This is a genomic window from Streptomyces sp. NPDC001852 (assembly GCF_042891825.1).
In the GTDB taxonomy this organism is placed as follows: domain Bacteria; phylum Actinomycetota; class Actinomycetes; order Streptomycetales; family Streptomycetaceae; genus Streptomyces.
The window spans coordinates 357,094-381,365 of record NZ_JBIATN010000006.1; the positions used below are offsets into that span (position 1 = coordinate 357,094).

Annotated in this window: 23 protein-coding genes and 1 riboswitch; of the genes, 11 read left to right on the forward strand and 12 right to left on the reverse strand. The window is 70.8% G+C overall.

Annotation, left to right across the window (positions count from 1 at the left end; translation table 11 throughout):
* The first annotated feature begins 5 nt into the window (after positions 1-5).
* Entirely contained in the window at positions 6-818 is an 813-nt protein-coding gene (locus tag ACFYZB_RS13730) for a PhzF family phenazine biosynthesis protein (RefSeq protein ID WP_388758066.1), read from the forward strand.
* 9 nt (positions 819-827) lie between these two features.
* Here ACFYZB_RS13730 and ACFYZB_RS13735 read toward each other — a convergent pair whose 3' ends face one another.
* Together ACFYZB_RS13735 and ACFYZB_RS13740 are read right to left on the reverse strand one after the other, a co-directional pair.
* Positions 828-1,628, reverse strand: a complete 801-nt coding sequence (locus tag ACFYZB_RS13735) for a CPBP family intramembrane glutamic endopeptidase (protein WP_388758126.1) — start codon at positions 1,626-1,628, stop codon at positions 828-830.
* 99 nt (positions 1,629-1,727) lie between these two features.
* A complete protein-coding gene (locus tag ACFYZB_RS13740; protein ID WP_388758068.1) occupies positions 1,728-3,245 on the reverse strand; it encodes a glutamate--cysteine ligase in 1,518 nt (505 codons plus the stop codon).
* Between the two features lie 569 nt (positions 3,246-3,814).
* On the opposite strand from ACFYZB_RS13740, the gene ACFYZB_RS13745 reads away from it, so the two are divergent.
* Both ACFYZB_RS13745 and ACFYZB_RS13750 read left to right on the forward strand, forming a co-directional pair.
* Positions 3,815-4,417 carry a hypothetical protein gene (locus ACFYZB_RS13745; RefSeq protein ID WP_351205152.1) on the forward strand — a complete coding sequence of 201 codons (603 nt, stop codon included), beginning with the start codon at positions 3,815-3,817 and terminating at the stop codon, positions 4,415-4,417.
* Between the two features lie 277 nt (positions 4,418-4,694).
* On the forward strand, positions 4,695-4,901 hold the full coding sequence (locus ACFYZB_RS13750; protein WP_041665012.1) for a DUF5999 family protein: 207 nt from the start codon (positions 4,695-4,697) through the stop codon (positions 4,899-4,901).
* 100 nt (positions 4,902-5,001) lie between these two features.
* On the opposite strand, the gene ACFYZB_RS13755 is transcribed toward ACFYZB_RS13750, so the two are convergent.
* The 4 genes from ACFYZB_RS13755 to ACFYZB_RS13770 are packed head-to-tail and all read right to left on the reverse strand — an operon-like array spanning position 5,002 to position 9,225.
* Positions 5,002-6,048, reverse strand: a complete 1,047-nt coding sequence (locus ACFYZB_RS13755; RefSeq protein WP_388758070.1) for an endo-1,4-beta-xylanase — start codon at positions 6,046-6,048, stop codon at positions 5,002-5,004.
* 29 nt (positions 6,049-6,077) lie between these two features.
* Positions 6,078-6,908: a carbohydrate ABC transporter permease gene (locus ACFYZB_RS13760; protein WP_351205156.1), complete on the reverse strand. Its 831-nt coding sequence runs from the start codon at positions 6,906-6,908 to the stop codon at positions 6,078-6,080.
* Positions 6,905-7,921: a sugar ABC transporter permease gene (locus ACFYZB_RS13765; protein ID WP_351205158.1), complete on the reverse strand. Its 1,017-nt coding sequence runs from the start codon at positions 7,919-7,921 to the stop codon at positions 6,905-6,907. The genes ACFYZB_RS13760 and ACFYZB_RS13765 overlap by 4 nt, the downstream gene beginning before the upstream one ends.
* A gap of 8 nt (positions 7,922-7,929) precedes the next feature.
* Positions 7,930-9,225: an extracellular solute-binding protein gene (locus tag ACFYZB_RS13770; RefSeq protein ID WP_388758073.1), complete on the reverse strand. Its 1,296-nt coding sequence runs from the start codon at positions 9,223-9,225 to the stop codon at positions 7,930-7,932.
* A 501-nt stretch (positions 9,226-9,726) separates the two neighbouring features.
* Here ACFYZB_RS13770 and ACFYZB_RS13775 point away from each other — a divergent pair.
* Positions 9,727-10,257: a universal stress protein gene (locus tag ACFYZB_RS13775; protein WP_351205162.1), complete on the forward strand. Its 531-nt coding sequence runs from the start codon at positions 9,727-9,729 to the stop codon at positions 10,255-10,257.
* Between the two features lie 306 nt (positions 10,258-10,563).
* Positions 10,564-12,522: an APC family permease gene (locus ACFYZB_RS13780; protein WP_388758075.1), complete on the forward strand. Its 1,959-nt coding sequence runs from the start codon at positions 10,564-10,566 to the stop codon at positions 12,520-12,522.
* Between the two features lie 148 nt (positions 12,523-12,670).
* Here the strand turns inward: ACFYZB_RS13780 and ACFYZB_RS13785 are convergent, their stop codons facing one another.
* Positions 12,671-13,252, reverse strand: a complete 582-nt coding sequence (locus tag ACFYZB_RS13785) for a DUF1707 domain-containing protein (RefSeq protein ID WP_388758077.1) — start codon at positions 13,250-13,252, stop codon at positions 12,671-12,673.
* A 125-nt stretch (positions 13,253-13,377) separates the two neighbouring features.
* On the opposite strand from ACFYZB_RS13785, the gene ACFYZB_RS13790 reads away from it, so the two are divergent.
* Complete coding sequence (locus ACFYZB_RS13790) at positions 13,378-13,773, forward strand: molybdopterin-binding protein (protein ID WP_388758078.1); 396 nt, start codon at positions 13,378-13,380, stop codon at positions 13,771-13,773.
* Positions 13,774-13,811: 38 nt separating this feature from the next.
* Here the strand turns inward: ACFYZB_RS13790 and ACFYZB_RS13795 are convergent, their stop codons facing one another.
* Positions 13,812-14,300 (reverse strand): molybdopterin-dependent oxidoreductase, encoded by a 489-nt coding sequence (locus tag ACFYZB_RS13795; RefSeq protein ID WP_388758080.1) that lies wholly within the window; start codon positions 14,298-14,300, stop codon positions 13,812-13,814.
* A gap of 205 nt (positions 14,301-14,505) precedes the next feature.
* On the opposite strand from ACFYZB_RS13795, the gene modA reads away from it, so the two are divergent.
* From modA to ACFYZB_RS13815, 4 genes are read left to right on the forward strand one after another with little or no spacing between them, the layout of a single operon-like run.
* Positions 14,506-15,327, forward strand: coding sequence for a molybdate ABC transporter substrate-binding protein (gene modA, locus ACFYZB_RS13800; RefSeq protein ID WP_388758082.1), 822 nt, complete (start codon positions 14,506-14,508; stop codon positions 15,325-15,327).
* Entirely contained in the window at positions 15,324-16,184 is an 861-nt protein-coding gene (modB, locus tag ACFYZB_RS13805) for a molybdate ABC transporter permease subunit (protein WP_388758084.1), read from the forward strand. The genes modA and modB overlap by 4 nt, the downstream gene beginning before the upstream one ends.
* 41 nt (positions 16,185-16,225) lie before the next feature.
* Positions 16,226-17,311: an ABC transporter ATP-binding protein gene (locus tag ACFYZB_RS13810; RefSeq protein WP_388758086.1), complete on the forward strand. Its 1,086-nt coding sequence runs from the start codon at positions 16,226-16,228 to the stop codon at positions 17,309-17,311.
* Positions 17,312-17,338: 27 nt separating this feature from the next.
* Positions 17,339-17,758 (forward strand): TOBE domain-containing protein, encoded by a 420-nt coding sequence (locus ACFYZB_RS13815; RefSeq protein WP_351205178.1) that lies wholly within the window; start codon positions 17,339-17,341, stop codon positions 17,756-17,758.
* Between the two features lie 53 nt (positions 17,759-17,811).
* Here ACFYZB_RS13815 and gcvP read toward each other — a convergent pair whose 3' ends face one another.
* On the reverse strand, positions 17,812-20,697 hold the full coding sequence (gene gcvP, locus ACFYZB_RS13820) for an aminomethyl-transferring glycine dehydrogenase (RefSeq protein ID WP_388758088.1): 2,886 nt from the start codon (positions 20,695-20,697) through the stop codon (positions 17,812-17,814).
* A 168-nt stretch (positions 20,698-20,865) separates the two neighbouring features.
* A riboswitch (glycine riboswitch) is annotated at positions 20,866-20,960 on the reverse strand.
* A gap of 119 nt (positions 20,961-21,079) precedes the next feature.
* On the opposite strand from gcvP, the gene ACFYZB_RS13825 reads away from it, so the two are divergent.
* A complete protein-coding gene (locus ACFYZB_RS13825; RefSeq protein WP_388758090.1) occupies positions 21,080-21,451 on the forward strand; it encodes a PRC-barrel domain-containing protein in 372 nt (123 codons plus the stop codon).
* On the opposite strand, the gene ACFYZB_RS13830 is transcribed toward ACFYZB_RS13825, so the two are convergent.
* The 3 genes from ACFYZB_RS13830 to ACFYZB_RS13840 form a co-directional block, all read right to left on the reverse strand.
* Positions 21,373-22,818, reverse strand: a complete 1,446-nt coding sequence (locus ACFYZB_RS13830) for a DNA polymerase IV (RefSeq protein WP_388758092.1) — start codon at positions 22,816-22,818, stop codon at positions 21,373-21,375. The genes ACFYZB_RS13825 and ACFYZB_RS13830 overlap by 79 nt on opposite strands.
* 55 nt (positions 22,819-22,873) lie before the next feature.
* A complete protein-coding gene (locus tag ACFYZB_RS13835; RefSeq protein WP_388758094.1) occupies positions 22,874-23,557 on the reverse strand; it encodes a MerR family transcriptional regulator in 684 nt (227 codons plus the stop codon).
* 227 nt (positions 23,558-23,784) lie between these two features.
* A complete protein-coding gene (locus ACFYZB_RS13840; protein ID WP_053666762.1) occupies positions 23,785-24,258 on the reverse strand; it encodes a bifunctional nuclease family protein in 474 nt (157 codons plus the stop codon).
* Positions 24,259-24,272 lie beyond the last annotated feature (14 nt).

A 24,272-nucleotide genomic window follows, 5' to 3' on the forward strand; every position in this document is an offset into this window, starting at 1 on the left:
CCGCCATGCGCATTCGAATCGTGGACGCCTTCACCGACCGCCCCTTCGCCGGCAACCCGGCCGGAGTCCTGCTCCTGGACGACGTCTTCCCGGACGACGACTGGCTCCAGAACATCGCCATGGAGGTCAACCACGCCGAGACCGCGTTCGCCCGCCGGCTGCCCGAGGGCGGCGAGGCCGACTGGGCGCTGCGCTGGTTCACGCCCGTCGCCGAGGTCGACATGTGCGGGCACGCCACGCTCGCCACCGCCCACGTCCTGCACACCACCGGCGCCCACGAGGGCCAGGTGCGGTTCACCACCCGCAGCGGCGTGCTCATCGCCACGCCCGCCCCGGACGGCTCGATCACCCTCGACTTCCCCACGGCCCCGCTCACCCCGGCCGAGATCCCGGCCGGGGTCGCCGAGGCCCTCGGCGCGCAGCCGGTCGCCGCCTTCGACACCGGCCCGAACGTCGGAGACCTGCTGGTCGAGCTGGCCGACGAGAAGACGGTCCTGGGCCTCGCACCGGACCACAAGGCCCTCGGCGCCTACTCCTCGCGCGGCATCATCGCCACGGCCCGCGCCGACGACCCGTCCCGCGGCTACGACTTCGTCTCCCGCTGCTTCTTCCCGAACGTCGGCATCGACGAGGACCCGGTCACCGGCAGCGCCCACACCGCGCTCGCCCCGCACTGGTCCGCCCGCCTGGGCCGCGACGACCTCACCGGGCTGCAGGCCTCCCGCCGCACCGGTCTGGTCCGCACCGGCCTGCGCGGCGAACGCACCCTGCTCACCGGCCGCGCGGTCACGGTGATCGAGGGCGAACTGCACGCGTGACCCCGGTCCTCAGGCAGTCGGCAGCCAGCCCACCCTGCCCGCGAGCAGGGCGTAGCCGACGAACGCGCCGATGTCGAGCAGGGAGTGGGCGACGACCAGCGGACCGACCCGCCCCCAGCGGCGGTACAGGTACACGAACACCACGCCCATGACCATGTTGCCGATGAAGCCGCCGACGCCCTGGTAGAGGTGGTACGAGCCGCGCAGGACCGCGCTGGCGACCAGCGCGGTCCCCGGGGTCCAGCCCAACTGGCCCAGCCTGCGCAGCAGATAGCCGACGACGATGACCTCTTCGAGGACCGCGTTCTGCACGGCGGACAGGACCAGCACCGGGAACTTCCACCACACGTCGGGCAGCGCCTCGGGCACGACCGTGAGGTTGAAGCCGAGGCCGCGGGCGGCCAGGTAGAAGGCGATCCCGGTGCTGCCGATCACCGCCGCGACCCCGGCGCCCCGGCCCAGGTCGGGCCAGGGCCGGGTGCGGTCGAAACCCAGCGTGCGCAGGCTGCCGCCCTCGCGCATGAGCAGGTGGGCGACCAGGGCGACGGGGACCAGCGCGGTGGCGATGCCGAACAGCTGCCAGGCCAGGTCGAGCCAGGGGCGGCCGGGTGCGGCGGAGGCGTTGAGGGTGGCCGCCTGGTCCTTCAGACCGCCCGGCTTGGTGACCGCGCCGATGAAGCTGATCAGCGCGGAGACCCCGCTCGCGCCCAGCGAGAGCGCCAGGACGAGCAGCGTCTCGTCCCGCAGGATGCGCCGCGGGTCGTGCTTCCGCGCCCCGGAACCGGCCACCGAGTCAGCCTCCACCTGCACCCCTGCCTCCATGCGGCTCATGGGCCCCTGGCCCACCTCTGCCCGGCAAGGATCGCAGAAGGAGTGATGAGGACGGCGTACAGGGCGGCGCAGCGGCCCTCAGCCCAGGGGAACGGCCTCCGGCAATCCCACCGGCCACATGTGCACCGGTTCCCCGACATGCATCAGCTCGGCGTAACGCCGTGTCGTCGCCGCCAGTGCCGCCTCGCGGGTCAGCCCCTGCTCCAGCAGTCGGTGGAACGTGGCCGCCTGCCAGGACGCCCCGTTCACCCGGCGCCGGCAGCGCTCCTCGATGACGCCCAGGTAGAGGTCCCGGTCGGCCGCCTCCACGCCCCACGCGTCCAGCCCGGCCGACGCCAGGGGCAGCAGCTCGTCGCGGACCAGGGTGACCGCGTCGACCTCGCCCGTGCCGCCGTAGCGTCCCCGCCGGGGCCACACGAACCGCGCGTCGATGCCGTACCGGCACGCGGCGTCGAAGTTGGCCTCCGCCACGGCGAAGGGCAGCCGGCTCCACACCGGGCGGGACTCCTCGGCGAGGGCGCGGACCAGGCCGTAGTAGAAGGCGGCGTTGGCGATCACGTCGGTGATGGTCGGCCCGGCCGGCAGCACCCGGTTCTCCACCCTGAGGTGCGGGACGCCGTCGGCGATGCCGTACACCGGCCGGTTCCAGCGGTAGATCGTGCCGTTGTGCAGCACCAGTTCGGCGAGCCTCGGTGTGCCCCCCGCCTCGACGACCTCCAGCGGGTCCTCGTCGTCGCAGATGGGCAGCAGGGCGGGGAAATAGCGCAGGTTCTCCTCGAACAGGTCCTGGACGGAGCTGATCCACCGCTCGCCGAACCAGATGCGCGGCCGTACGCCCTGTGCCTGGAGCTCGGGCGGGCGGGTGTCGGTGGACTGCAGGAACAGCGGGGGCCGGGACTCGCGCCACAGTTCGTGGCCGAACAGGAACGGGGAGTTGGCGCCGACGGCGATCTGCGCGGCGCACGCCACCTGCGCGGCGTTCCACACGTCGGCGAACCGGGCGGGGGTGACCTGGAGGTGCAGCTGTACGGAGGTGCAGGCGGCCTCCGGGACGATCGACTTGGAGGTGCAGACGAGGTGCTCCACGCCCTCGATGTCGAGCCGGAAGTCCTCGCCGCGCGCGGCCACGATCTGGTCGTTGAGCAGGGTGTAGCGGTCGTTCTCGGAGAGGTTGGAGGAGACCAGGTCGTCGCGGTCGAGGGTGGGCAGGATGCCGATCATGACGATGCCGGCGTCCACCTCTCCGGCCTTGCGGTCCGCGTAGGCGAGCGAGGTCCGCAGTTCCTCGGCGAGCCGGTCGAATACCCGGCCGCCCAATCGGTGTGGGGCGATGTTGACTTCCAGGTTGAACATGGCGAGTTCTGTTTGGAAATCGCGGCTCGCGATACGTTCCAGCACCTGTCCGTTCAACATTTTCGGCATACCGTCGGACCCGGCGAGATTCAATTCGATCTCGACTCCCATGAGGTTCTTGGGACGGTCGAATCGCTTCTCCCGCAGCAGTCGCTCCAGTCCCGCGAGACACTTCTGGAGCTTTTCGCGGTAGCGCTGGCGATCGGACAGGTCGAACCGCCCCGCCACGACCTTCTCCCCCATCGAAGTGTCCCTCCTCGGATGGGCGGGCCGGCGATCCGGCCGCCGGGCTCCCGGGTGCAGGGGGGATGATGCCCAGCGGAAGCGATCGATAACGCCCCGCGCGGGCCCGGTACCCGCTAGTCTCTCCGAATGTTCCCCGCGGCACATTCACGGGGCATGCGTCGGTCTGCAGCAACGGGTTCCCGCAACACCTCGTGAAAAACGCCGACGACATTCGGCCGACCGCTACCTGCGCGTATGACGAGGTCAGCGGTGGCGGGCGGGCCGGGGATCGGGAGGAGCCCCGCAAATCGTCGGCGTATTACCGCCTTGCGCGACTTCCCGAAATGAGATAGACGAAACAACGGCCGAACAAGCGTCATATAAACTTCGCCCACAAGGCGGAAGGTTGACGCCTCGGTCCTGGTTCCTGCCGTGTTCAGGCCGTCCCGGTGACGGGCGGCAGGCCGAGCCGCACCCTTGTTCACCGAACCGGGCCTTCACCCTTTCGGCCTTCTGTGAGCAGACAGCGCCGTCCGCCCCACCCCTCCTCGCGCCGCCGCGCCTGTCGAACGAGAGAGGCGACCCACATGCCGCTGCACGTGCCCCCTGCCCCCGCGCCTGCCCTGCGCTCCGTCCTCACCGCCCTCGGTTCCCCCACCGCGGTACGTGAGGCCCCTACCCCCTCCCTGCGCGCCGCGCAGGGGCCGACGACACCCGAACTCCCACTGCCCGTGCATGTCCTGGACCGCATCACCGCACCGGGCCTGTCCGCGACCCGGCTGGCCGGCTGGCGCTTCCTGATCCGCTGCGGCGACCGGGCGGTGGCCGCGGCCGACACCATGCTGACCCCCGACGGCTGGGCCTTCTCGCACTTCTTCGAGGGCCCGTACGTCCTCTCCACCGAGCGCGCCCTGCACCAGGCCGAGGCGCTGCAGCAGCCGTACCAGGCGCGGCTGCTGTCCGTGCCCGGTCTGTACATGCTCACCCTGTGGCTGCACGGCGACCTCACCGCCGACGGGGCCGAGGGACACCCCGCCGACACCGATCTGCTCGTCCCGCTGGCGCCGGCACCGCCCGGCATACCGGCGCACCGCCCGTTCCGGGTCACCGAGTTGCTCCCGGTGCTGACCCATCGCGCGACCCCGCTGCCCCTGCTCGGCCCGCCCGTCCTGGACACCCCCGCCGCCTGACCGGTCGGCCGCGTGCCCCGCTCACCCGGAAGGGATGCGGGGTACGTCCATGTCAGGGGTCTGGCCTGCAGGGACTAGCCCGATCCGACCACTGCGAACCATCCGAAGTGACAGTGCACTTGGACTGAACCGTCCGCGCGGGTGACGCGTCATGAACCTGTGAGAAGCGGTGCTGCGAAATCCCTGCGGAACGACGCCGAGAAGGCAACACTGGGTTCCGACCGACTTATCACCACGGGGGACGGCCATGACCACGACAGAGCGAGAGATCCCACCCATGTGCCAGCACCAGCCGCCGTGTCCGCCAGCCGAGTCCGCCGACCGGGAGTCCGCCCGTCTCGTGGCGCACCACCCGGAACAGGGGTGGAGTCTGCTGTGCAACGGCGTCCTCCTCTTCGAGGACACCGGTGAGCTGCTGCCCGACGGCCGGGTCATCGCTCCGCACCGCCCGCTCGGTGCGGAGCAGGTGATGACCGCGGCCTGAGCGGAGCGCGGGCGAACGACCCGAGGGGCCGGCCGCACCCTGCGAGGAGTGCACCGGCCCCGATGTGTGTCCAGAGGTGGCTACCGTGTGTAGCCGGGCCCTAGCGCAGTGCCTCCCGCAGTGCCTGGTACGCCGGCTTGGGGTTCAGCTGCTCGTCCCACGGCAGGGCGGCGCCCTCGCCCGGGAAGACGGCCGGGATCCAGGAGTACTTGTCGGTGTAGTCCCAGATGGTCACGCCCACGCACCGGCGCACGGCCAGGCAGGCCTCCGTCAACTGCCGGTACCAGCTCGCCTGCTCGGTCAGCTTCTCCTCGGTCGCCGGCAGTTGCATCCGTACGTCGACCTCGGTGAGGGCGGTGTCCAGGCCCAGGCCGGAGAAGCGGCGCAGGTTGTCCTCCAGGCTGGAGGGATAGCCGTACTGCAGAGCGAGGTGGGTCTGGAATCCGATGCCGTCGAGCGGCACGCCCCGGGCCCTGAGGTCCTTGGCCAGCGCGTAGTAGGCGTCGCTCTTCGGGCCTGTCGCCTCGATGTTGTAGTCGTTCAGATAGAGCCTGGCGTGCGGGTCGGCCTCGTGGGCCCAGCGCAGGGCGTCGGCGATGTAGCCGGGGCCGAGGGTCTTGTACCAGAGGGTCTCGCGGTAGCTGCCGTCCTCGTTGAAGGCCTCGTTGACGACGTCCCAGGAGTACACCTTGCCCCGGTAGTGCCGTACCTCCGTGGTGATGTGCTTCTTCAGCACGGCCCGCAGTTCGCTCGCGGTCCACTGCCCGGAGGTGAGCCAGTCGGGCAGCTGGCTGTGCCAGACCAGGGTGTGGGCGCGGACCTTCTGGTGGTTCCTCCGGGCCAGGTTCACGATCTCGTCGCCGTTGGTCCAGTCGAAGACGCCCTGCTGCGGCTCGGTGGCGTACCACTTCATGCCGTTGCCGGGCGTGATCATGTCGAACTCGCTGCCGAGGATCTTCGTGTAGGCGCTGTCGGCGAGTTCGGGGTTGTCGGTGGCGCTGCCGAAGTAACGGCCGTGACGCTGGGCCAGTTCCGCGAGCGTCGGCTGCTGTGGACCCGCCTGGGCGGCGGGTGCGGCGAATGCGGCGGCCACGAGGGCGGCCGCGAGGGCGCCGGTGAGTCTGAGACGGGTGCTCTTGCTGGGCATGGTGCGACTCCTGTCTCTCAGAGGTGGGTTCAGCCCTTGGTGGCGCCCGCCGTGAGACCGCCGACGAGCTGGCGTTCGGCGACCGAGTAGAAGGCGAGGGCGGGGACCATGGCGAGGACGAGGTAGGCGAAGACGCGTGCCGTGTCGGCGGAGTACTGGCCCTGGAACTGCTGCACGCCGATCGGGATGGTCCACCAGGTGCTGTCGGTGAACACCAGCAGGGGCAGGAAGAAGTTGTTCCAGCTGGTGACGACCGCGAGCACGGAGACCGTGCCGAGCGCGGGGCGGGCCATCGGCAGCAGCACCCGCCAGAAGAAGCCGAGCGGTCCGCAGCCGTCGAGGGTGGCGGCCTCCTCCAGTTCGCCCGGGATCTGCCGGAAGAAGCCGCGCAGGATGATGATCGTCATCGGCAGCCCGAACGCGGCCTGCGGAAGGATCACGCCGAGCGGGTTGTCGAGCAGGCCCATCGAGCGCAGCAGCAGGAACAACGGCAGCGCCGCCACCGCGAACGGGAACATCAGCCCCATCGTGAACAGCGTGAACAGCACTTCCCGCCCCCGGAAGGCGAACCGCGCGAAGGAGAACGCGGCCAGCGCCGAGACCGCGACGACGATCACCGTCGTACCGACCGCGATCAGCGTGCTGTTGCCGACCAGCCGCCAGAAGGAGCCCGAGCCGAGGATGTCGCCGTAGTTGGCGAAGACCCACGGCTTCGGCAGCCCGACGGGGTTGCGGGAGAGCTGGTCGGTGGACTTGAAGCCGGAGAGCAGCGCGTACAGCAGCGGTACGGCCATGACGGCACCGACCGCCACCAGGACGACGTGCAGCGGAAGCGTACGGCCCCTGCGGCGGGCGCTCATGCTCCGGCTCCCCTCATGTTCGTGGTGGCCCCTTCGAGGTCGCGGCGCAGGACGAACCGCTGGTAGGCGAGGGCGAAGACGAGGCTGATGGCGAACATGACCACGCTGATCGCGCTGGCGTAGCCGACCTGGTAGCGCTTGAAGCCGTACTGGAACATGGTCACGGCCATCGTCTCGGAGTGGTGGTCGGGACCGCCCGCGGTGACGACCCAGACCAGGTCGAACAGCTGGATCGACCCGATCACGGACAGGAACACGCTGATCCGCAGCGTGGGCGCGAGCAGCGGCAGTGTGACGTGCCGGAAGCGCTGCCAGGGACCCGCGCCGTCGACGATCGCCGCCTCGGTCAACTCGGCCGGTATGGACTGCAGTCCGGCCAGGTAGAGCATCATGTGGAAGCCGAAGTACTTCCACATCATGACGAGGAACAGCGTGGCCATCACGGTGGAGGTACCGGCGAACCACTGGCCGCCGAGCCCGTCGAGGCCGATCGCCTTGAGGACGTGGTCGGCCAGCCCCTGGTCCGGTGCGAAGATCATGCTGAACAGCACGCCGGTGATGGCCTCGGACAGCACGTACGGCGCGAAGAACAGCATCCGGTACACCGCCCGGCCGCGCACCTTCTGGTTGAGCAGGACGGCCATGGCGAGCGCGAACGGCAATTGCAGCGCGAGCGAGAGCACGACCAGCAGCAGCATCCGCCACAGGTCGCCCTGGAACACCGGATCCTGCAGCAGACGGCTGAAGTTGTCGGTGCCGGTGTAGTCGGACGGCATCCCGAAGCCGCCCCAGCGGAAGAAGGACGCGTACAGCGCGAACAGGATCGGCAGCAGGACCAGGACGCCGAAGAGCGCCAGGGCGGGCAGCTGGAGGCCGACGGCGGTGAGCCAGTGCAGGGCGCGCCGACGGCTGCGCTGCCGGCCGGCGCCGGCCGCCGGGGCGGGCAGGACGGCGCCGGGCCCGCCCCGCTTACCCCGTCTGCCCCGCTGATCCGGGAGGAAGGTGGAGGTCATCGGGCGCCCTACTGCTCCTGCTTCGCGGTGCTGGTGATCGCCTGCGTGACCTGCTGCGGGGACTTGGAACCGGCGATCAGTCCGGCCACGCTGTCGTTGACCTGCTGACCGAGGGCGGGGGCGTAGGCCTGGTCGAGGTAGAGCTGGAAGCCGGTGGCACCCTTCAACTGGGCCTGTACGGCCTTGATGTTGGGGTCGGTGAGGACGCTCTCGGCCGCCGGTACGACGGGAAGGGTCTTGGTCTTCTGCACGAGTTCCCGGTCGGTGGTCTCGGAGGCGAAGAACTTCAGGAAGTCCACGGCCGCCTGCGGGGCACCCTTGCGCAGGGCGTGGCCACCGCCTCCGCCGAACACCTCGGTGATCTTCCCGGCCCCGCCCTCGACCTCGGGGAACGGGAAGAATCCGAGGTTCGCGCCGAGCCCCTTGCCGGCGTCGGCCTCCACGACCGGCGCCCACTGGCCCATGAGTTCCATGGCGGCCTTGCCGTTGCCGACGGTCGCGGCCTGCCCGGTCGGGGAGGAGTAGGCGGCGCCGAGGAAGCCCTTCTGGAAGGGCTGGAGGTCGACGAGGTCCTTCAGGTGCTGCCCGGCCTGGACGAAGCCGGGGTCGGTGAAGTCCTTCTTCTCGTCGGCCTTCTGCAGGGCGTCGACCCCCGCGGTGCGCATCGCGAGGTACGCCCAGTAGTACATGCCGGTCCAGCTCTCCTTGCCGGCCAGCGCGAGCGGGGTGATCCCGGCGGACTTGAGCTTCTTCACGGCGTCCAGGAAGCCGCTCCAGGTGGTCGGGGGCGCGCTGATCCCGGCCTTCCTGAAGAGCGCCTTGTTGTACCAGAAGCCGATCATGCCGATGTCGAACGGGATGCCGTACAGCTTGTCGTCGATGAGGTACGGCTGCTTGGCCACCGACATCAGCCCGTCGGCCCAGGGCTTGGTGCGGTCGGTGAGGTCCTCGACCAGCCCGGCGTCCACCTGCTGCTTGAGCACGCCGCCGCCCCAGGTGTGGAAGATGTCCGGCAGCTTCCCGGAGGCGATCAGCGCCGTCATCTTCGATTTGTAGGCGTCGTTCTCCAGCTGGACTATCTTGATCTTGACCTTGGGGTTCTGGGCCTCGAACTTCTTGGCGAGACCGGCCCACACGGTCTTGGTGGGCTGTGTGGTCGAGATGTTCCACCACTCGATCGTGGTCGTCCCCGAGGACGACCCCCCGTCCGAGCCGCCGCCGCAGCCGCTGAGTGCGGTCACACCGAGACCGGCCGCGACGGAGGCCGCCAGGAAGCCGCGGCGGGACAGTGCAGGGTCGCCCATCGTGCGCTCCTTCGAAAATTTCGGAGTTGCTTCGCAGGGGTTCGGTTCCGAAACATTCGAAGAAAATCCCGAACGTTCCGAACGGCGACTCTAGAAAGGCCCGTAGGGGGCGTCAAGGTGTCGTGCAGGGCCACCTGACCGGGCAGGCCGCGGCCGTCCCTTTCGGCCGGAGTTCGGCGACCCGGCGACGCAGCGAGCCGATGCGCGTGTGGCCCACATCGGCAGCGGGCATTCGAGCACGGCAGTTGACGCTGCCGGACGCCGTACCGACCTCGGGCGGCGTCTACGCCCCCGGCAGGGATCGCCCAGAGGGCCTCGAAAGTTTCGGCCGAGCCCGCCGAATCTTGGCGGCGGGCCGGCCACCGCCCGGCGAAAAGAGTCCGTCCGTCCGGCTGGTCGGATCGGCGCTTGGGGAGTGGGATGGAAGGAAGCAACGGCCTTGCAGGGCGGGCACGTCCGCGCGCGAGACACCCGGCGTCGCCCGCGAGGAACGGTGGAGTGATGTCCGGTTACGACGCCTCGGCGACCGCTCGGGTGGTGGTCGGTGTGAGCGGCTCCCTGGGCAGCGTCACGGCACTGCGGCGGGCCACCGCGCTCGCCCGCCGGCTGGGAGCGGAACTGTGGCCCGTGCTGGCCTGGGAGCCGCCGGGCGGTGATTCCGCCGCGCGCCGCTCCCCCGCCGCCGGCCTGCTGGTCGAGGACTGGCAACGGCTGGCCCGACAGCGGCTGGTCTCGGTGCTCGAGGAGATCTTCGGCGGAGGCTCCCCGGGTGTGCCGATGCACGCCCTCGTCGTCCGCGGTGCCCCGGGCCCGGCGCTCGTGGCGACCGCGGACCGGGAGGACGACGTCCTGGTGGTGGGCGCGGGCCGGCGCGGTCTGCAGCGCGCCTTCTCGGGTCACGTCTCCCGGCACTGCCTGGCGCACGCGGTCTGTCCGGTGCTCGCGATACCCCCGTCACCGCTGGAGTCGGAGCTGCTGTCCGTCCACCGGCGCAACGCCTGGCATCTGCGCATGGACCTCCGGCGCCTGTGAAGCCGGCTCCGTGCACTGCACGGCGGGGCCTCCGCCACGGTGGGTCGATCAGCACTGTGAACCATGACACTCGGTGGCCGTCCATGGGGCGCCGGGCGACCTGTGAGCCGGTCGGCCCTGCTCCCCGGCAAACCCCTCCGGCCTCCGCTTCTTGATGCGGCTCTGGCATTCCCACGTCATTCTTAACGCAAGATTGACGCCCCCCGAGCCCGTATGCGTGGGCCCAGGCGTCACTCTCCGCTTACGCTGATGCCGCCGTCCGCGTGATGGCCGGAATAGAGCTGAGCCGCACACAGGAGCCCACTGATGGCCACGACCGAGCAGCCTCCCAGTACCAACCGCCTCCGGGCCTGGATGCTGGAGGGGCTGTCCGACATGGGCAAGGCCGGCGGCCACACCGGCCCGCACGCCGAGCCGGAACCCGCGCACAAGGGCCAGCGCTGGTACCGGGTGATGTGCCTGACCGGTGTCGACTACTTCTCGACCCTCGGCTACCAGCCCGGCATCGCGGCCCTGGCGGCCGGCCTGCTGTCCCCGATCGCGACCATCGTGCTGGTCATCGTCACGCTGGCCGGTGCCCTTCCCGTGTACCGCAGGGTGGCCGAGGAGAGCCCGCGCGGCGAGGGTTCCATCGCGATGCTGGAGCGACTGCTGTCGTTCTGGCAGGGCAAGCTGTTCGTGCTCACACTGCTCGGCTTCGCGGCCACCGACTTCCTCATCACCATCACCCTGTCGGCCGCCGACGCCTCCACGCACCTCGTCGAGAACCCCCACCTGACCAGCTCCCTGCACGGCCACCAGATGGTGATCACGCTGTTCCTGGTGGCGCTGCTGGGCGCGGTGTTCCTGAAGGGCTTCCTGGAAGCGATCGGTGTCGCGGTCGCTCTGGTCGGCATCTACCTGGCGCTCAACCTGGTCGTTGTGATCGTCGGCCTGTGGCACGTCATCACGGCCGGGCACGTGGTCACCGACTGGAGCACCGCCCTGACGGCCCAGCACGGCAACATCTTCGTCATGGTCGGCGTGGCCCTGGTGGTGTTCCCCAAACTGGCCCTCGGCCTGTCCGGGTTCGAGACCGGCGTCGCCGTCATGCCCCACGTCCAGGGCGACCCGGACGACACCGAGGACGCCCCCAGGGGCCGGATCCGCGACACCAAGAAGCTGCTGACCACCGCCGCCGTCATCATGAGCGGCTTTCTGATCGCCACCAGCTTCATCACCACGCTGCTCATCCCGGAGAACGAGTTCAAGACCGGCGGCCAGGCCAACGGCCGCGCCCTCGCCTACCTCGCCCACCAGTACCTCGGCGGCGCCTTCGGCACGGTCTACGACGTCTCGACCATCGCCATCCTGTGGTTCGCCGGCGCCTCCGCGATGGCGGGCCTGCTGAACCTGATGCCGCGCTACCTTCCCCGCTACGGCATGGCCCCGCACTGGGCCCGCGCCGTGCGCCCGATGGTCATCGTCTTCACGCTCATCGCCTTCCTGGTCACCTGGATCTTCGACGCCAACGTCGACGCCCAGGGCGGCGCCTACGCCACCGGCGTGCTGGTGCTCATCAGTTCCGCCGCGATCGCGGTGACCATCGCCGCGCGCAAGGCCGGGCAGCGCAAGTGGACCATCGGGTTCGCCGTGATCTCCGCGGTGTTCCTCTACACGACCGTGGTGAACGTCATCGAGCGTCCGGACGGTGTGAAGATCGGTGCCTGCTTCATCGTCGGCATCATCCTGGTCTCGCTGCTGTCCCGGCTGGCCCGCGCCTTCGAACTGCGCGTGACCCACATGACGCTCGACCCCATGGCGGAACGATTCATCCGGGACATGGCCAGCCGGAAGATACGGTTCATCGCCAACGAACCCGGGCACCGGGACAAGGCCGAGTACCGCGACAAGGTCGAGCAGATCCGGGCCGACAACGACATGCCGGAGCAGGAGGACTTCGTCTTCGTCGAGGTCACGGTCACCGACCCGTCCGAGTTCGAGGCGGGCCTGACCGTGCGCGGCGAGGTCCTGCACGACCGTTACCGTGTGCTCACCCTGGAGTCCTCCTCCATCCCCAACGCCCTCGCCGCACTCCTCCTCCATGTGCGCGACACGACCGGCTGCACCCCGCACATCTACTTCGAGTGGACCGAGGGCAACCCCTTCGCCAACTTCCTGCGCTTCTTCCTCTTCGGCCAGGGCGAGGTCGCCCCGGTCACCCGCGAGGTACTGCGCGAGGCGGAGCCGGACCGGGAACGCCGGCCGCGGGTGCACACCGGGTGAGACCGGGGGCGCGGGGCTGTGTTGATATGCGGCTCCGCCGCGACGGGGGTCCTCCGGGTTCGAGCGAAGCCGAGAACTGGGGGGAGTGACCAGCCACGACGGACCCGCAGACGCCCGGCGGCACATCGCGGCACTTCCAGCGGAGCGCTCAGCGGCCGAACCAGCGCCTGGGCGGCCGTACCTCCAGCCGCCCCATGCTGAGCCGGCCGTGTATCCCCACCCGGAGCACGGCCGACGTCCCCGCGTCGCCGGCCGGCCGCACCTTGGTCTTGCCGTAGCCGATCACCAGCGCGTCGGCGTCCACGACGACGCCGGGCCGGGTGATCAGCCGCAGGGTGCCGCCGCGCATGTCGAGGTCGATGCGGAGGGTGTCGTGCGTGATCACCGCGCCGGAGAAGTCGAGGGTCACGTCTCCCCAGGCGGACGCGATCTCCATGCGGCGCGGCACCGCCCAGCCGTCCGCGCGCACGGCCGACGCGCCCTGCTGCTCGATCCGCACGACGTCCTTGACCCGTGCGGTGCCGCCCGCGTCCGGCAGGTCGGCGGTGAGCACCGACAGCTCGCCGAGCGTGCGGGCGGACAGGGCGGCCGTCACCCGCTCGTCCAGTTCCTCGGCCGTGATCCGGCCGTCGCCCGCGGCGCGCGTCAGCGCGTCCACCACCCGGTCCCGGTCCGCGTGCGAGGCACGCAGTCCGGACGGCACCTCCGTGTGCAGCAGCTCGGCCGCCATACCCTCACCCCGATTCAGCACGCCCCCGCAGGGAGCCATCGTCACGCACTAACGCTATATCGCGTTATACCCAACGGCCAACCCCACGTCCACGGTTCCCCTGGTGTAGCCCTATCGTGACCGGCATGCAGTCCTACACGATCGGCCAGGCGGCTCGGCTGCTCGGCGTGAGCCCGGACACCGCCCGCCGCTGGGCCGACGCGGGGCGGGTGGCGACCCATCGCGACGAGTCCGGGCGACGGCTCATCGACGGCAGGGATCTCGCCGCGTTCTCGGTCGAACTGGCCAAGGCGGGCAGCGGCGAGGAGGACGCCTCCTACACCTCCGTACGCAACGCCTTCCCCGGCATCGTCACGGCGATCAAGCTCGGCGACGTCGCCGCCCAGGTGGAGATCCAGGCCGGCCCGCACCGGCTGGTGTCGCTGCTCACCCGGGAGGCCGTCGAGGAACTGGGCCTCGAGGTCGGCATGGAGGCCACCGCACGCGTGAAGTCCACCAACGTGCACATCGACCGCGTCTGACCCACCCCGCCCGACGCGAAGCGCCACGCGCGCGCGGTTCAGCGAGGTGCCGCAGCCATGGGCCCGGGTGAGGCGGGCACCGGGCCGTCACAGCGGTAGCCGCCGTCCACCCGGATCGCCGTGATGCCGCTGATGTGCCGGGCCCCGCACCGGTCCTGCGGAAGCACCAGCTGGGGCCCGGCCATGTCCAGCGGGGTGTCGTCGATGCGCACGCCCAGCAGGACCGGGGCGTCCGCGAAGTCGGGGTCGATCTCGGCCCAGGACAGCACCGCGTGATGGCCGTCGGTGCCGGTCACCGCGATGAGGAAGCGCAGCCGGTCCTTGCGGCGCGCCGCGTCGAAGCCCGGCCCCGCGTCGGCGAGGACGTCGTACAGGCGCGGGCCCGCGAACCGGTGGTGCTGGACGCCGCTGGTCGCACACTCGAAGCTGACGGCCACCCGGTGCTGCGGCCAGCGGAGCAGGTCCGGCACGGTCAGCCGGGCGGGCCGGGCCAGATCACCGGTCAGGGCGACTTCCACGAGCGTCATCTGCGACCACCTCCCGCAGGACCGTACCCGCCGCGAAGCGCCGTACAAACGCACATGCAAGCTACAAATCCCAAGTCTGCAGCTCATGCGATGCGACAGGAGACTTACAGCTGGCAGATGCGGCAGTATCATCGCCGCACGGCCGGTGGTCCCGGCCGTGACAGGGCGCGACCGTCGTTCCACAGAACCGAGGAGTAGATCCGTGATGACCCGTTCCGTGCGCCGGACCCGGCGGATGCTGCAGCTGGCCGGTGCGGGAGCCGCCGCCCTGATGGCACTCAGCGCCTGCTCCTCGTCCTCGGACTCGTCCAACGCGAAGTCGGACACGTCGAACTCCGCCTCCCCCAAGCTGTCCGGCAACGTCACCGTGTTCGCCGCGGCCTCCCTGAAGGAGAGCTTCACGGCTCTGGGCAAGGAGTTCGAGCAGCAGCACCCGGGCACCAAGGTCAGCTTCAACTTCGGCGGCAGCGACACCCTCGCCGCGAGCATCACCGGCGGTGCCCCGGCGGACGTCTTCGCCGCCGCCAGCCCCAAGACCATGGCGATCGTGACGGGCAAGAAGGACGCAGCAGGCACGCCGGCGACCTTCGTGCGCAACCAGCTGGAGATCGCCACCCTCCCGGGCAACCCCGGCAAGGTGTCCTCCCTGAAGGACCTCACCAAGTCCGGCCTGAAGGTCGTGCTGTGCGACAAGACCGTGCCGTGCGGCGCTGCCGCGCAGAAGGCCCTGGACGCCGCCAAGCTCAAGCTGACCCCGGTCTCCTACGAGCAGGACGTCAAGAGCGCCCTGAACAAGGTGGAGCTGAAGGAGGCGGACGCGGCGGTCGTCTACAAGACCGACGTGAAGTCCGCCGGCGGCAAGGTGGAGGGCGTGGAGTTCCCCGAGTCGGCCAAGGCGATCAACGACTACCCGATCGTCCTGCTGAAGAACGCGCCGAACGCCCAGGCCGCCAAGGCGTTCGTCGCCCTGGTGCAGTCCGCCGAGGGCCAGAAGGTGCTGAGCGAGGCGGGGTTCCTCAAGCCGTGACCTCGCTCCACGAGCCCGGCGCCGCGACCGGTCCCCGCACGGACCGGCCGCGGCGTCGCCGCGTCGGCACGGGGGGCCGGCGCGGGGTGCCGTTGCCGCTGCTGCTGCCGGGCGTGCTGGCGCTGGCGTTCCTGCTGGTGCCGCTTCTCGCGCTGCTCGTCCGCGCGCCCTGGCGCAGCCTGCCGGGCCAGCTGACGGGCACCGAGGTGTGGCAGGCGCTCCAGCTGTCGCTGGTCAGCGCCACGGCGGCGACGGCGGTGAGCCTGGTGCTGGGCGTGCCGCTGGCCTGGCTGCTGGCCCGTACGGAGTTCCCCGGCCGGGGCCTCGTACGGGCGCTGGTGACGCTGCCGCTCGTGCTGCCGCCGGTGGTCGGCGGTGTGGCGTTGCTGCTGGCCCTCGGCCGCAACGGCGTGATCGGCCAGTGGCTGGACTCCTGGTTCGGGATCACGCTGCCGTTCACCACCACGGGGGTCGTGATCGCGGAGGCGTTCGTCGCGATGCCGTTCCTGGTCATCAGCGTCGAGGGCACCCTGCGCGCGGCCGACCCGCGCTTCGAGGAGGCGGCGGCCACGCTCGGCGCCTCCCGCTTCACCGCGTTCCGCCGGGTCACCCTGCCGCTGATCGCGCCCGGCATCGCGGCCGGGGCCGTCCTGGCCTGGGCCCGCGCGCTCGGTGAGTTCGGCGCGACGATCACCTTCGCGGGCAACTTCCCCGGCCGCACCCAAACCATGCCGCTCGCCGTCTACCTGGCCCTGCAGAACGACCCCGACGCCGCGATCGCCCTCAGCCTGGTCCTGCTGGCGGTGTCGATCGCGGTGCTGGCGGGGCTGCGGGACCGTTGGATGAGGGGGGCGTGAGCGTGGCAGCGGACCCGGGGCATGTGCGAACGTACAGACCCATGACCGACATCGACGCCCCCGAAGCCGGCCTGCTGACGGTGGGCGACGAGGGACTCGACGCCCGGCTCGTCGTGGACCGCGGCTCCTTCGCGCTCGACGTGGCCCTGAGCGCCGCCCCCGGAGACGTCCTCGCCCTCCTCGGGCCGAACGGCGCCGGCAAGACCACCGCCCTGCGCGCCCTCGCCGGACTCACCCCGCTCACCGGCGGCCATCTGCGCCTCGACGGCACCGCCCTGGAACACACTCCCCCGGAGTCCCGCCCGGTCGGCGTGGTCTTCCAGGACTATCTGCTCTTCCCGCACCTGTCCGCGCTGGACAACGTGGCCTTCGGCCCGCGCTGCCGGGGCGCGTCCAGGGCCGAGGCCCGGGCCCGGGCCGCCGCATGGCTGGACCGCCTGGGCCTCGCCGGCCACGCGGCCGCCAAGCCACGCCGCCTGTCCGGCGGGCAGGCCCAGCGCGTGGCCCTCGCCCGCGCCCTGGCCACCCACCCGAGGCTGCTGCTCCTGGACGAGCCGCTTGCTGCCCTAGACGCCCGTACCCGGCTGGAGGTCCGCGCCCAACTGCGCCGCCACCTGGCCGAGTTCGAGGCGGTCGCCGTCCTGGTCACGCACGACCCGCTGGACGCCATGGTGCTCGCCGACCGGCTGGTCGTCATCGAGCACGGCCGGGTCGTCCAGGAGGGCTCACCCGCCGACATCGCCCGCCATCCGCGCACCGACTACATCGCCCAGCTGGTCGGCCTCAACCTCTACCGGGGACAGGCGGACAGGCACACGGTGCGGCTCGACGCGGGTCCCACCATCACGACCACCGAGGTGCTGTCCGGTCCGGCCTTCGTGGCGTTCCCGCCGTCCGCCGTCACCCTGTTCCGGGACCGGCCCACCGGCGCCAGCGCCCGTAACCTCTGGCGCTGCGAGGTGGCCGGCCTGGAGACGCACGGCGACCAGATCCGCGCCGACCTCACCGGCGAACTCCCGCTCGCCGCCGACCTCACCACGGTCGCCGCCGCCGACCTCGACCTGCATCCGGGCGCTGCCGTCTGGGCGACGGTCAAGGCGACGCAGACGCACGCATACCCGGCCTGAGCGGGCGGGCGCCTACCGTGGGTGCCCATGACCCTGAGCATCCGCAACCAGCTCCCCGGCACCGTCACGGAAGTGCGACCGGGAGAGGCCATGGCCACCGTCAAGCTCCGTCTGGAGGGCGGCCAGCACCTCATGGCGGCCATCACCAAGGAGTCCGCCGAGGAGCTCTCCCTCGCCCCCGGCTCGCCCGTCCGCGCGCTCGTGAAGTCGACCGAGGTGTCCCTGGCCACCCGTCGGGTGGAGGGCCTGTCGATCCGCAACCAGCTCCCCGGCGCGATCACCGGCCTCACCACCGGCGCCGTCATGGCCACCGTGAAGATCTCCGTCGACGGCGGCGAACTGACCGCGGCGATCACCAAGGACGCGGTCGCCGACCTCGGCCTCTTCGTGGGCTCCGACGTGTTCGCCCTCATCAAGGCGACCGAGGTGTCACTGGCGACGGCCTGAGACGGCGGGGCCCCGCCCGGAAACCGGACGGGGCCCCGGGGGTCACCGCTCGCTCAGTCCTCGTACGCGTCCAGCGGCGGGCAGGAGCACACCAGGTTGCGGTCGCCGAAGGCCTGGTCGATACGGCGCACCGGAGGCCAGTACTTGTCGGCGGCCGAGACACCGGCCGGGAAGACGGCCTGCTCGCGGCTGTAGGCGTGCGCCCACGCGTCGCCGAGGGCGGCGGCGGTGTGCGGCGCGTTCCGCAGCGGGTTGTCCTCCGTCGGCCACTCGCCCGAGCCGACCTTCTCGATCTCCGCGCGGATGGCGATCATCGTGTCGCAGAACCGGTCCAGCTCGGCGATGTCCTCCGACTCGGTCGGCTCGATCATCAGCGTGCCGGCCACCGGGAAGGACATGGTCGGCGCGTGGAAGCCGTAGTCGATCAGGCGCTTGGCCACGTCGTCCACGCTCACACCGGTCGCCTTGGTCAGCGGGCGCAGGTCGATGATGCACTCGTGCGCGACCAGGTTGCCGGGGCCCGTGTAGAGCACCGGGTAGTGCGGCTCCAGGCGCTTGGCGATGTAGTTCGCGGAGAGCACGGCCACCTGCGTGGCCCGCTTGAGGCCCTCGCCGCCCATCAGCCGGACGTACGCCCAGGAAATGGGCAGGATGCCCGCGGAGCCCCAGGGGGCGGCCGAGATCGGGCCGACGCCCGTCTCCGGGCCCGCGGCCGGCTGCAGCGGGTGGTTCGGCAGGTACGGCGCCAGGTGCGAGCGGACCGCGACCGGGCCGACGCCGGGGCCACCGCCGCCGTGCGGGATGCAGAAGGTCTTGTGCAGGTTCAGGTGGGAGACGTCACCGCCGAAGTGGCCGGGCTTGGCGAGGCCGACCAGCGCGTTGAGGTTGGCGCCGTCGACGTACACCTGGCCGCCCGCCTCGTGCACCTGGGCACAGATGTCGGCGACGTGCTCCTCGAACACGCCGTGCGTCGACGGGTAGGTGATCATCAGTACCGCCAGCTCGTCGCGGTACTGCTCGATCTTCGCCCGCAGGTCCTCGACGTCGATCTCGCCGTCCTCGGCGGTCTTGACGACGACGACCTTCATGCCGGCCATCACGGCGCTGGCGGCGTTGGTGCCGTGCGCGGAGGACGGGATGAGGCAGACGATGCGCTGCTCGTCGCCGTTGGCCCGGTGGTAGCCGCGTACGGCGAGCAGACCGGCCAGCTCGCCCTGTGAACCGGCGTTCGGCTGCAGGGAGACCTTGTCGTAGCCGGTGACCTCGGCGAGACGTTCCTCCAGCTCACGGATGAGCGTGAGGTAGCCCTCGGCCTGTTCGGCGGGCGCGAAGGGGTGCAGCTGACCGAACTCGGGCCAGGTGACCGGCTCCATCTCGGTGGTCGCGTTGAGCTTCATGGTGCAGGAGCCCAGCGGGATCATGCCGCGGTCGAGCGCGTAGTCGCGGTCGGCCAGCCTGCGCAGGTAACGCAGCATCGCCGTCTCGGAGCGGTGCTGGTGGAAGACCGGGTGGGTGAGGTACGTGTCGGTGCGCAGCAGCGCCTCGGGCAGGGCGTCCTCGGCGGTCTCGTCGAGGGCCTCGATGTCGCCCTTGACGCCGAAGGCGGACCAGACGGCCTCCAGCTGGGCCCGCTTGGTGGTCTCGTCGCAGGCCAGGGAGACGTGGTCGGCGTCGGTCAGGTGGAGGTTGACGCCGTTCTCCCGCGCGGCGGCGACGATCTCGGCGGCCTGGCCGGGCACGCGCGCGGTGAGGGTGTCGAAGAAGGCGCCGTGCACGATCTCGACCCCGCCGGCCTTCAGGCCCTCGGCGAGGAGGGTGGCGTACCGGTGCGTGCGGCGGGCGATGGTCTTCAGGCCCTCCGGCCCGTGGTAGACGGCGTACATGCCGGCCATCACGGCCAGCAGCACCTGCGCGGTGCAGATGTTGCTGGTCGCCTTCTCCCGGCGGATGTGCTGCTCACGGGTCTGCAGCGCGAGCCGGTAGGCCTTGTTCCCGTCGGCGTCGACGGAGACGCCCACGAGGCGGCCGGGCAGGCTGCGCGCGAACTTCTCGTGCACCGCCATGTAGCCGGCGTGCGGACCGCCGAAGCCCATCGGCACGCCGAAGCGCTGGGTGGTGCCGACGGCGATGTCGGCGCCGAGCTCGCCGGGCGAGGTCAGCAGCGTCAGGGCGAGCAGGTCGGCGGCGACGGTGACGAGCGCGCCGAGCTCGTGCGCCTGGTCGATGACCGGCTTGATGTCGCGTACGGCACCGGAGGCGCCCGGGTACTGGATCAGCACGCCGTTGATGTCACGCGCGGCGATGTCGGCCGGGATGCCGTCGCCGAGGTCGGCGACGACCACCTCGACGCCGGTCGGCTCGGCGCGGGTCTGGATGACGGCGATGGTCTGCGGAAGCGCGTCCGCGTCGACCAGGAAGAGGCCCTTCTTGTTCTTGCCCATGCGCCGGGACAGCGCCAAGGCCTCGGCGGCGGCGGTGCCCTCGTCCAGCAGGGAGGCACCGGAGGTCGGCAGGCCGGTGAGGTCGGCGACCACGGTCTGGAAGTTCAGCAGGGCTTCCAGCCGCCCCTGGGAGATCTCCGGCTGGTACGGCGTGTAGGCCGTGTACCAGGCCGGGTTCTCCATGACGTTGCGCAGGATGACCGGCGGCGTGAAGGTGCCGTAGTAGCCGAGGCCGATCATGGAGTCGAGGACCTGGTTGCGGTCGGCGAGCGAGCGCAGCTCGGCGAGCACCTCGGCCTCGGTACGGGCGCCCGGCAGGTCGAGGGCGTCGGCGTTCTTGATCACATCCGGGACCGCCGCGGCGGTCAGCTCGTCCAGCGAACCGTAGCCGACCTGCGCGAGCATCTTGGCCCGCGCCTCCTGGTCGGGCCCGATGTGGCGCTGCTCGAACGGGATGCCCGCTTCGAGCTCCGAGAGCGGAATACGATGGGCGGTCATTGCGGAGGCCTCCTGGTCTGACGCGACCTTCGAAGGGCACCACGGCGCGGGTGCCCGGACGGCCTCCCCCTCTGTCATCTCAACCTGAGAGCTTCACCGGGTACGTCCCGGTTTTCACCGTCGGTGAGAGCGGGAGCCGTCGACACCCGCCCTGCTTTCCAGAGTGACCTCGTCCGTGCGGTACGTGAGCCTGAGAGATTCCGGGGAGGATTTGCTCCTTCGGCGCCTCCGAGGTGGTCGGAGGACTCTCCCGCACGGGGTCAGCAGCCGCTGTCAGCCTACCAGCGAGGTCAACGCCCGAGCCCTCGAGTGGCCGCCTCCCTGAATGTGCTCTTTTGTAGTGCTTACGGATGAGTTGCGACCACGTGGAGGGAGAGGGACCGTGCAGACCGACATCGATCCGCGCAACCTGATCGGCCGCAAGGCGTTCGACCGCAACGGCACCAAGATCGGCACCATCGACGAGGTGTACCTCGACGACGCGACCGGCGTGCCCGAGTGGGCGGCCATACGCACCGGCCTGTTCTCCCGCGACGCCTTCGTCCCCCTGGAGCCGAGCGAACTGATCGAGGGCACCCTCCGTGTCCCCTTCGACCGCGCGCTGATCAGGGACGCCCCGGACTTCGGCGTGGGCCGCCACCTCTCCCCCGAGCAGGAGCTCCAGCTCTACCACCACTACGGCCTCGACGTGGCCTCACCTGCCTCGGCCCCGGACCACGAATTCGGCAAGCTGGCGGGGTCGGAGGAAACCTGATCGTCCTCAGGGGTCCGGGGCGGAGCCCCGTGCCGGTGATCCGAGACCAAGGGCAACGGATCAGCGGCCTCCAGCGCAGGATCCTCGACGAAGAACGTCCGCACCCGCCCCGGAGCGGACTGCGGCGTCTCGAAGCGCACGGTGACCCGCCCCAGCCCACTCCCCTGCACCCACCCGTGCCCGTACTCCGCGTGCCGGACGTCCTGTCCCGCCCGCCAGTGCCTTTCCACGGGCTCCGGCCGCTCCACGACCACCTCGGCCTCGGCCTCCTCCGGCGCCTCCGCCGCCCGCGCGGGCAGGGCCTGCGCGAACAGATCCTCCTGCGTGTAGTCGGCGAGCCCGGAGACGCCCACCCCCAGCAGCCGTACCCCGCCCGTGGTGTCCACGGAGTCCAGCAGCCGCGCCGCCGCCTCCCGCACCACCGCCGGATCGTCCGTCGGCCCCCGCAACGTCTCCGACCTGGTCAGCGTCGAGAAGTCGTACCGCCGTACCTTCAGCACGATCGTCCGCCCCGACAGCCTGGCTCCGCGCAGCCGCCCCACGCACCGGTCGGCGAGCCGCTGCACCTCCAGCCCGATCCGCAGCCGGTCATGGATGTCCACGTCGTAGGTGTCCTCGACCGACACCGACTTCGCCTCGCGCTCGGCGACCACGGGCCGCTCGTCGTGGGCCAGGGCCATGGCGTACAGCGCGTGCCCGTGCGCCTTGCCGAGCAGCCGGACCAGCTCGTCCTCGCCCGCTTCGGCCAGCTCCTCGACCGTGGTGATCCCCGCCCTGCGCAGATGGTCCCCGGTGGCCGGACCGACCCCCGGCAGCGTCCGCACCGGCATCGGGGCCAGCAACGCCCGCTCGGACCCCGGCTCGATGACCACCAGGCCGTCCGGCTTGGCCTGCTCCGAGGCGATCTTGGCGAGCATCTTGGAGGCGGCGAGTCCCACCGATCCGGTCAGCCCGGTGACCGCCCTGATGTCCGCGCGCAGCTTGATCCCGGCCAGCCGCGCCGACTCCTCGTCCCAGGCCGTCCCGCCCGCCTCCAGATCCACGAACGCCTCGTCCAGGCTGAGCGGCTCCACCAGCGGCGACAGCTCCCGCAGCAGTGCCATCACCTGCTCGCTGATCGCCCGGTACACGGTGAAGCGCGGCACCAGATACGCGGCATTGGGTGCCAGCCGGCGCGCCTGGGCCATGGGCATCGCCGAGTGGACCCCGAAGACCCGTGCCTCGTACGACGCGGTGGCCACCACCCCGCGCGGTCCGAGCCCGCCCACGACGACCGCCTTCCCGCGCAGGCTCGGCTTGGATGCCTGCTCCACCGAGGCGTAGAAGGCATCCATGTCGAGATGCAGGATCGTGGGCGCGTTTCTCACATCTCCGATGCTGCACCACGGCACTGACAATGCCCCGCCGCGGACGGGACCGGTGTCAGACCGCCCGGTTGCGGCGCCGCGCCAGTTCGTCCGCGGGGTTGTGCCCGACGAGGGTCTCCCCGGTGTCGATGCGCTCGCCGTGCAGCTGGGAGAGCGCGCTTTCCACGTCCCGCCACACCACGCCGACGGCGATCCCGAAGATGCCCTGACCGCCCTGGAGCAGGGCGTGGACCTCGTCCGGCGAGGAGCACTCGTACACCGTGGCGCCATCGCTCATCAGGGTCATCCGCTCCAGGTCGCGGAAACCGCGTTCCCTGAGGTGCTGCACGGCCGTGCGGATGTTCTGCAGCGAGACCCCGGTGTCCAGGAAGCGCTTGACGATCTTCAGTACGACGACGTCACGAAAGCTGTACAGCCGCTGCGTGCCCGATCCGTACGCGGGCCGCACGCTCGGCTCGACCAGACCGGTGCGCGCCCAGTAGTCCAGCTGCCGGTAGGTGATGCCCGCGGCCGCGCAGGCCGTCGGGCCGCGGTAACCGATCTGTTCCGACCCCATGGACGCCGCCCCTCCGCCGTTCGGCACCACCGTTGGCCGCTGCGGGGCGTGATCGACCGCGCTGCTCGGCTGGGGGTACCCCCTGTTCGAACGCAGCTGAGAGCTCGGGGGAGGGTACGGACCGCTCTCCCCGAACCCGCGTCCGGGGGCACCCCCAGCCGTACCGTCGCCGCTGGTTCTCACGCCGACCTCCGTCCTTGACCTGCCCTCACGACGGTAGGCAGTCACCAGGGGTGCGTCAACGATCGCCACACTCGGCACGCCGAGTGATAATCACCCTAGGAGTGGTTTCCCGTGTCCCACCGCGGGGAAAGGCTAGCCGAATGCGTTCGGGGGAGGGCCTAGGACGCTCTCAATGGCCGGTGGCACGTGCCCGTGCACGGGGTGCCGACGCTCACCGGCGTTCGTCTTCACTGGCTGCTGGTGCCGAAGTCCTCGGGCGAGATCTGGTCGAGGAACTCGCGGAACTTCTCCACCTCGTCCTCCTGCTCGTCCGGGATGGCGATGCCGGCGTCGTCCAGCACCGCGTCACTGCCGTAGATCGGCGTTCCGGTGCGCAGGGCCAGCGCTATGGCATCGGAGGGACGCGCGCTGACCTCGACGCCGCTGGCGAAGACCAGCTCCGCGTAGAAAACACCTTCCCGCAGATCGGTGATGCGTACTTCGGTCAGCTCCTGGCCCACGGCCTCCAGCACGTCCTTGAACAGGTCGTGGGTCAGCGGCCTGGCGGGGGCCATGCCCTGCTGGGCGAAAGCGATCGCCGTCGCCTCCCCCGGCCCGATCCAGATGGGGAGGTAACGGTCGCCTCCCACTTCGCGCAGGAGCACGATCGGTTGGTTGGAGGGCATTTCGACCCGGACACCTACGACATCGAGCTCGTTCACACAGCAACCCTAGG

Excerpts from the sequence above, each read along its gene's own strand:
- ACFYZB_RS13795 (WP_388758080.1), bottom strand. The coding sequence starts at position 14,300 with ATGACGCTCGTGGAAGTCGCCCTGACCGGTGATCTGGCCCGGCCCGCC.
- ACFYZB_RS13760 (WP_351205156.1), bottom strand. The coding sequence starts at position 6,908 with ATGAGCGCCCGCCGCAGGGGCCGTACGCTTCCGCTGCACGTCGTCCTG.
- ACFYZB_RS13785 (WP_388758077.1), bottom strand. The coding sequence starts at position 13,252 with ATGGCGGCCGAGCTGCTGCACACGGAGGTGCCGTCCGGACTGCGTGCC.
- ACFYZB_RS13750 (WP_041665012.1), top strand. The coding sequence starts at position 4,695 with ATGTGCCAGCACCAGCCGCCGTGTCCGCCAGCCGAGTCCGCCGACCGG.
- ACFYZB_RS13775 (WP_351205162.1), top strand. The coding sequence starts at position 9,727 with ATGTCCGGTTACGACGCCTCGGCGACCGCTCGGGTGGTGGTCGGTGTG.
- gcvP (WP_388758088.1), bottom strand. The coding sequence starts at position 20,697 with ATGACCGCCCATCGTATTCCGCTCTCGGAGCTCGAAGCGGGCATCCCG.
- ACFYZB_RS13810 (WP_388758086.1), top strand. The coding sequence starts at position 16,226 with ATGACCGACATCGACGCCCCCGAAGCCGGCCTGCTGACGGTGGGCGAC.
- ACFYZB_RS13740 (WP_388758068.1), bottom strand. The coding sequence starts at position 3,245 with ATGGGGGAGAAGGTCGTGGCGGGGCGGTTCGACCTGTCCGATCGCCAG.
- ACFYZB_RS13815 (WP_351205178.1), top strand. The coding sequence starts at position 17,339 with ATGACCCTGAGCATCCGCAACCAGCTCCCCGGCACCGTCACGGAAGTG.
- modA (WP_388758082.1), top strand. The coding sequence starts at position 14,506 with ATGACCCGTTCCGTGCGCCGGACCCGGCGGATGCTGCAGCTGGCCGGT.
- ACFYZB_RS13780 (WP_388758075.1), top strand. The coding sequence starts at position 10,564 with ATGGCCACGACCGAGCAGCCTCCCAGTACCAACCGCCTCCGGGCCTGG.
- ACFYZB_RS13755 (WP_388758070.1), bottom strand. The coding sequence starts at position 6,048 with ATGCCCAGCAAGAGCACCCGTCTCAGACTCACCGGCGCCCTCGCGGCC.
- ACFYZB_RS13790 (WP_388758078.1), top strand. The coding sequence starts at position 13,378 with ATGCAGTCCTACACGATCGGCCAGGCGGCTCGGCTGCTCGGCGTGAGC.
- ACFYZB_RS13765 (WP_351205158.1), bottom strand. The coding sequence starts at position 7,921 with ATGACCTCCACCTTCCTCCCGGATCAGCGGGGCAGACGGGGTAAGCGG.
- ACFYZB_RS13745 (WP_351205152.1), top strand. The coding sequence starts at position 3,815 with ATGCCGCTGCACGTGCCCCCTGCCCCCGCGCCTGCCCTGCGCTCCGTC.
- ACFYZB_RS13770 (WP_388758073.1), bottom strand. The coding sequence starts at position 9,225 with ATGGGCGACCCTGCACTGTCCCGCCGCGGCTTCCTGGCGGCCTCCGTC.
- ACFYZB_RS13730 (WP_388758066.1), top strand. The coding sequence starts at position 6 with ATGCGCATTCGAATCGTGGACGCCTTCACCGACCGCCCCTTCGCCGGC.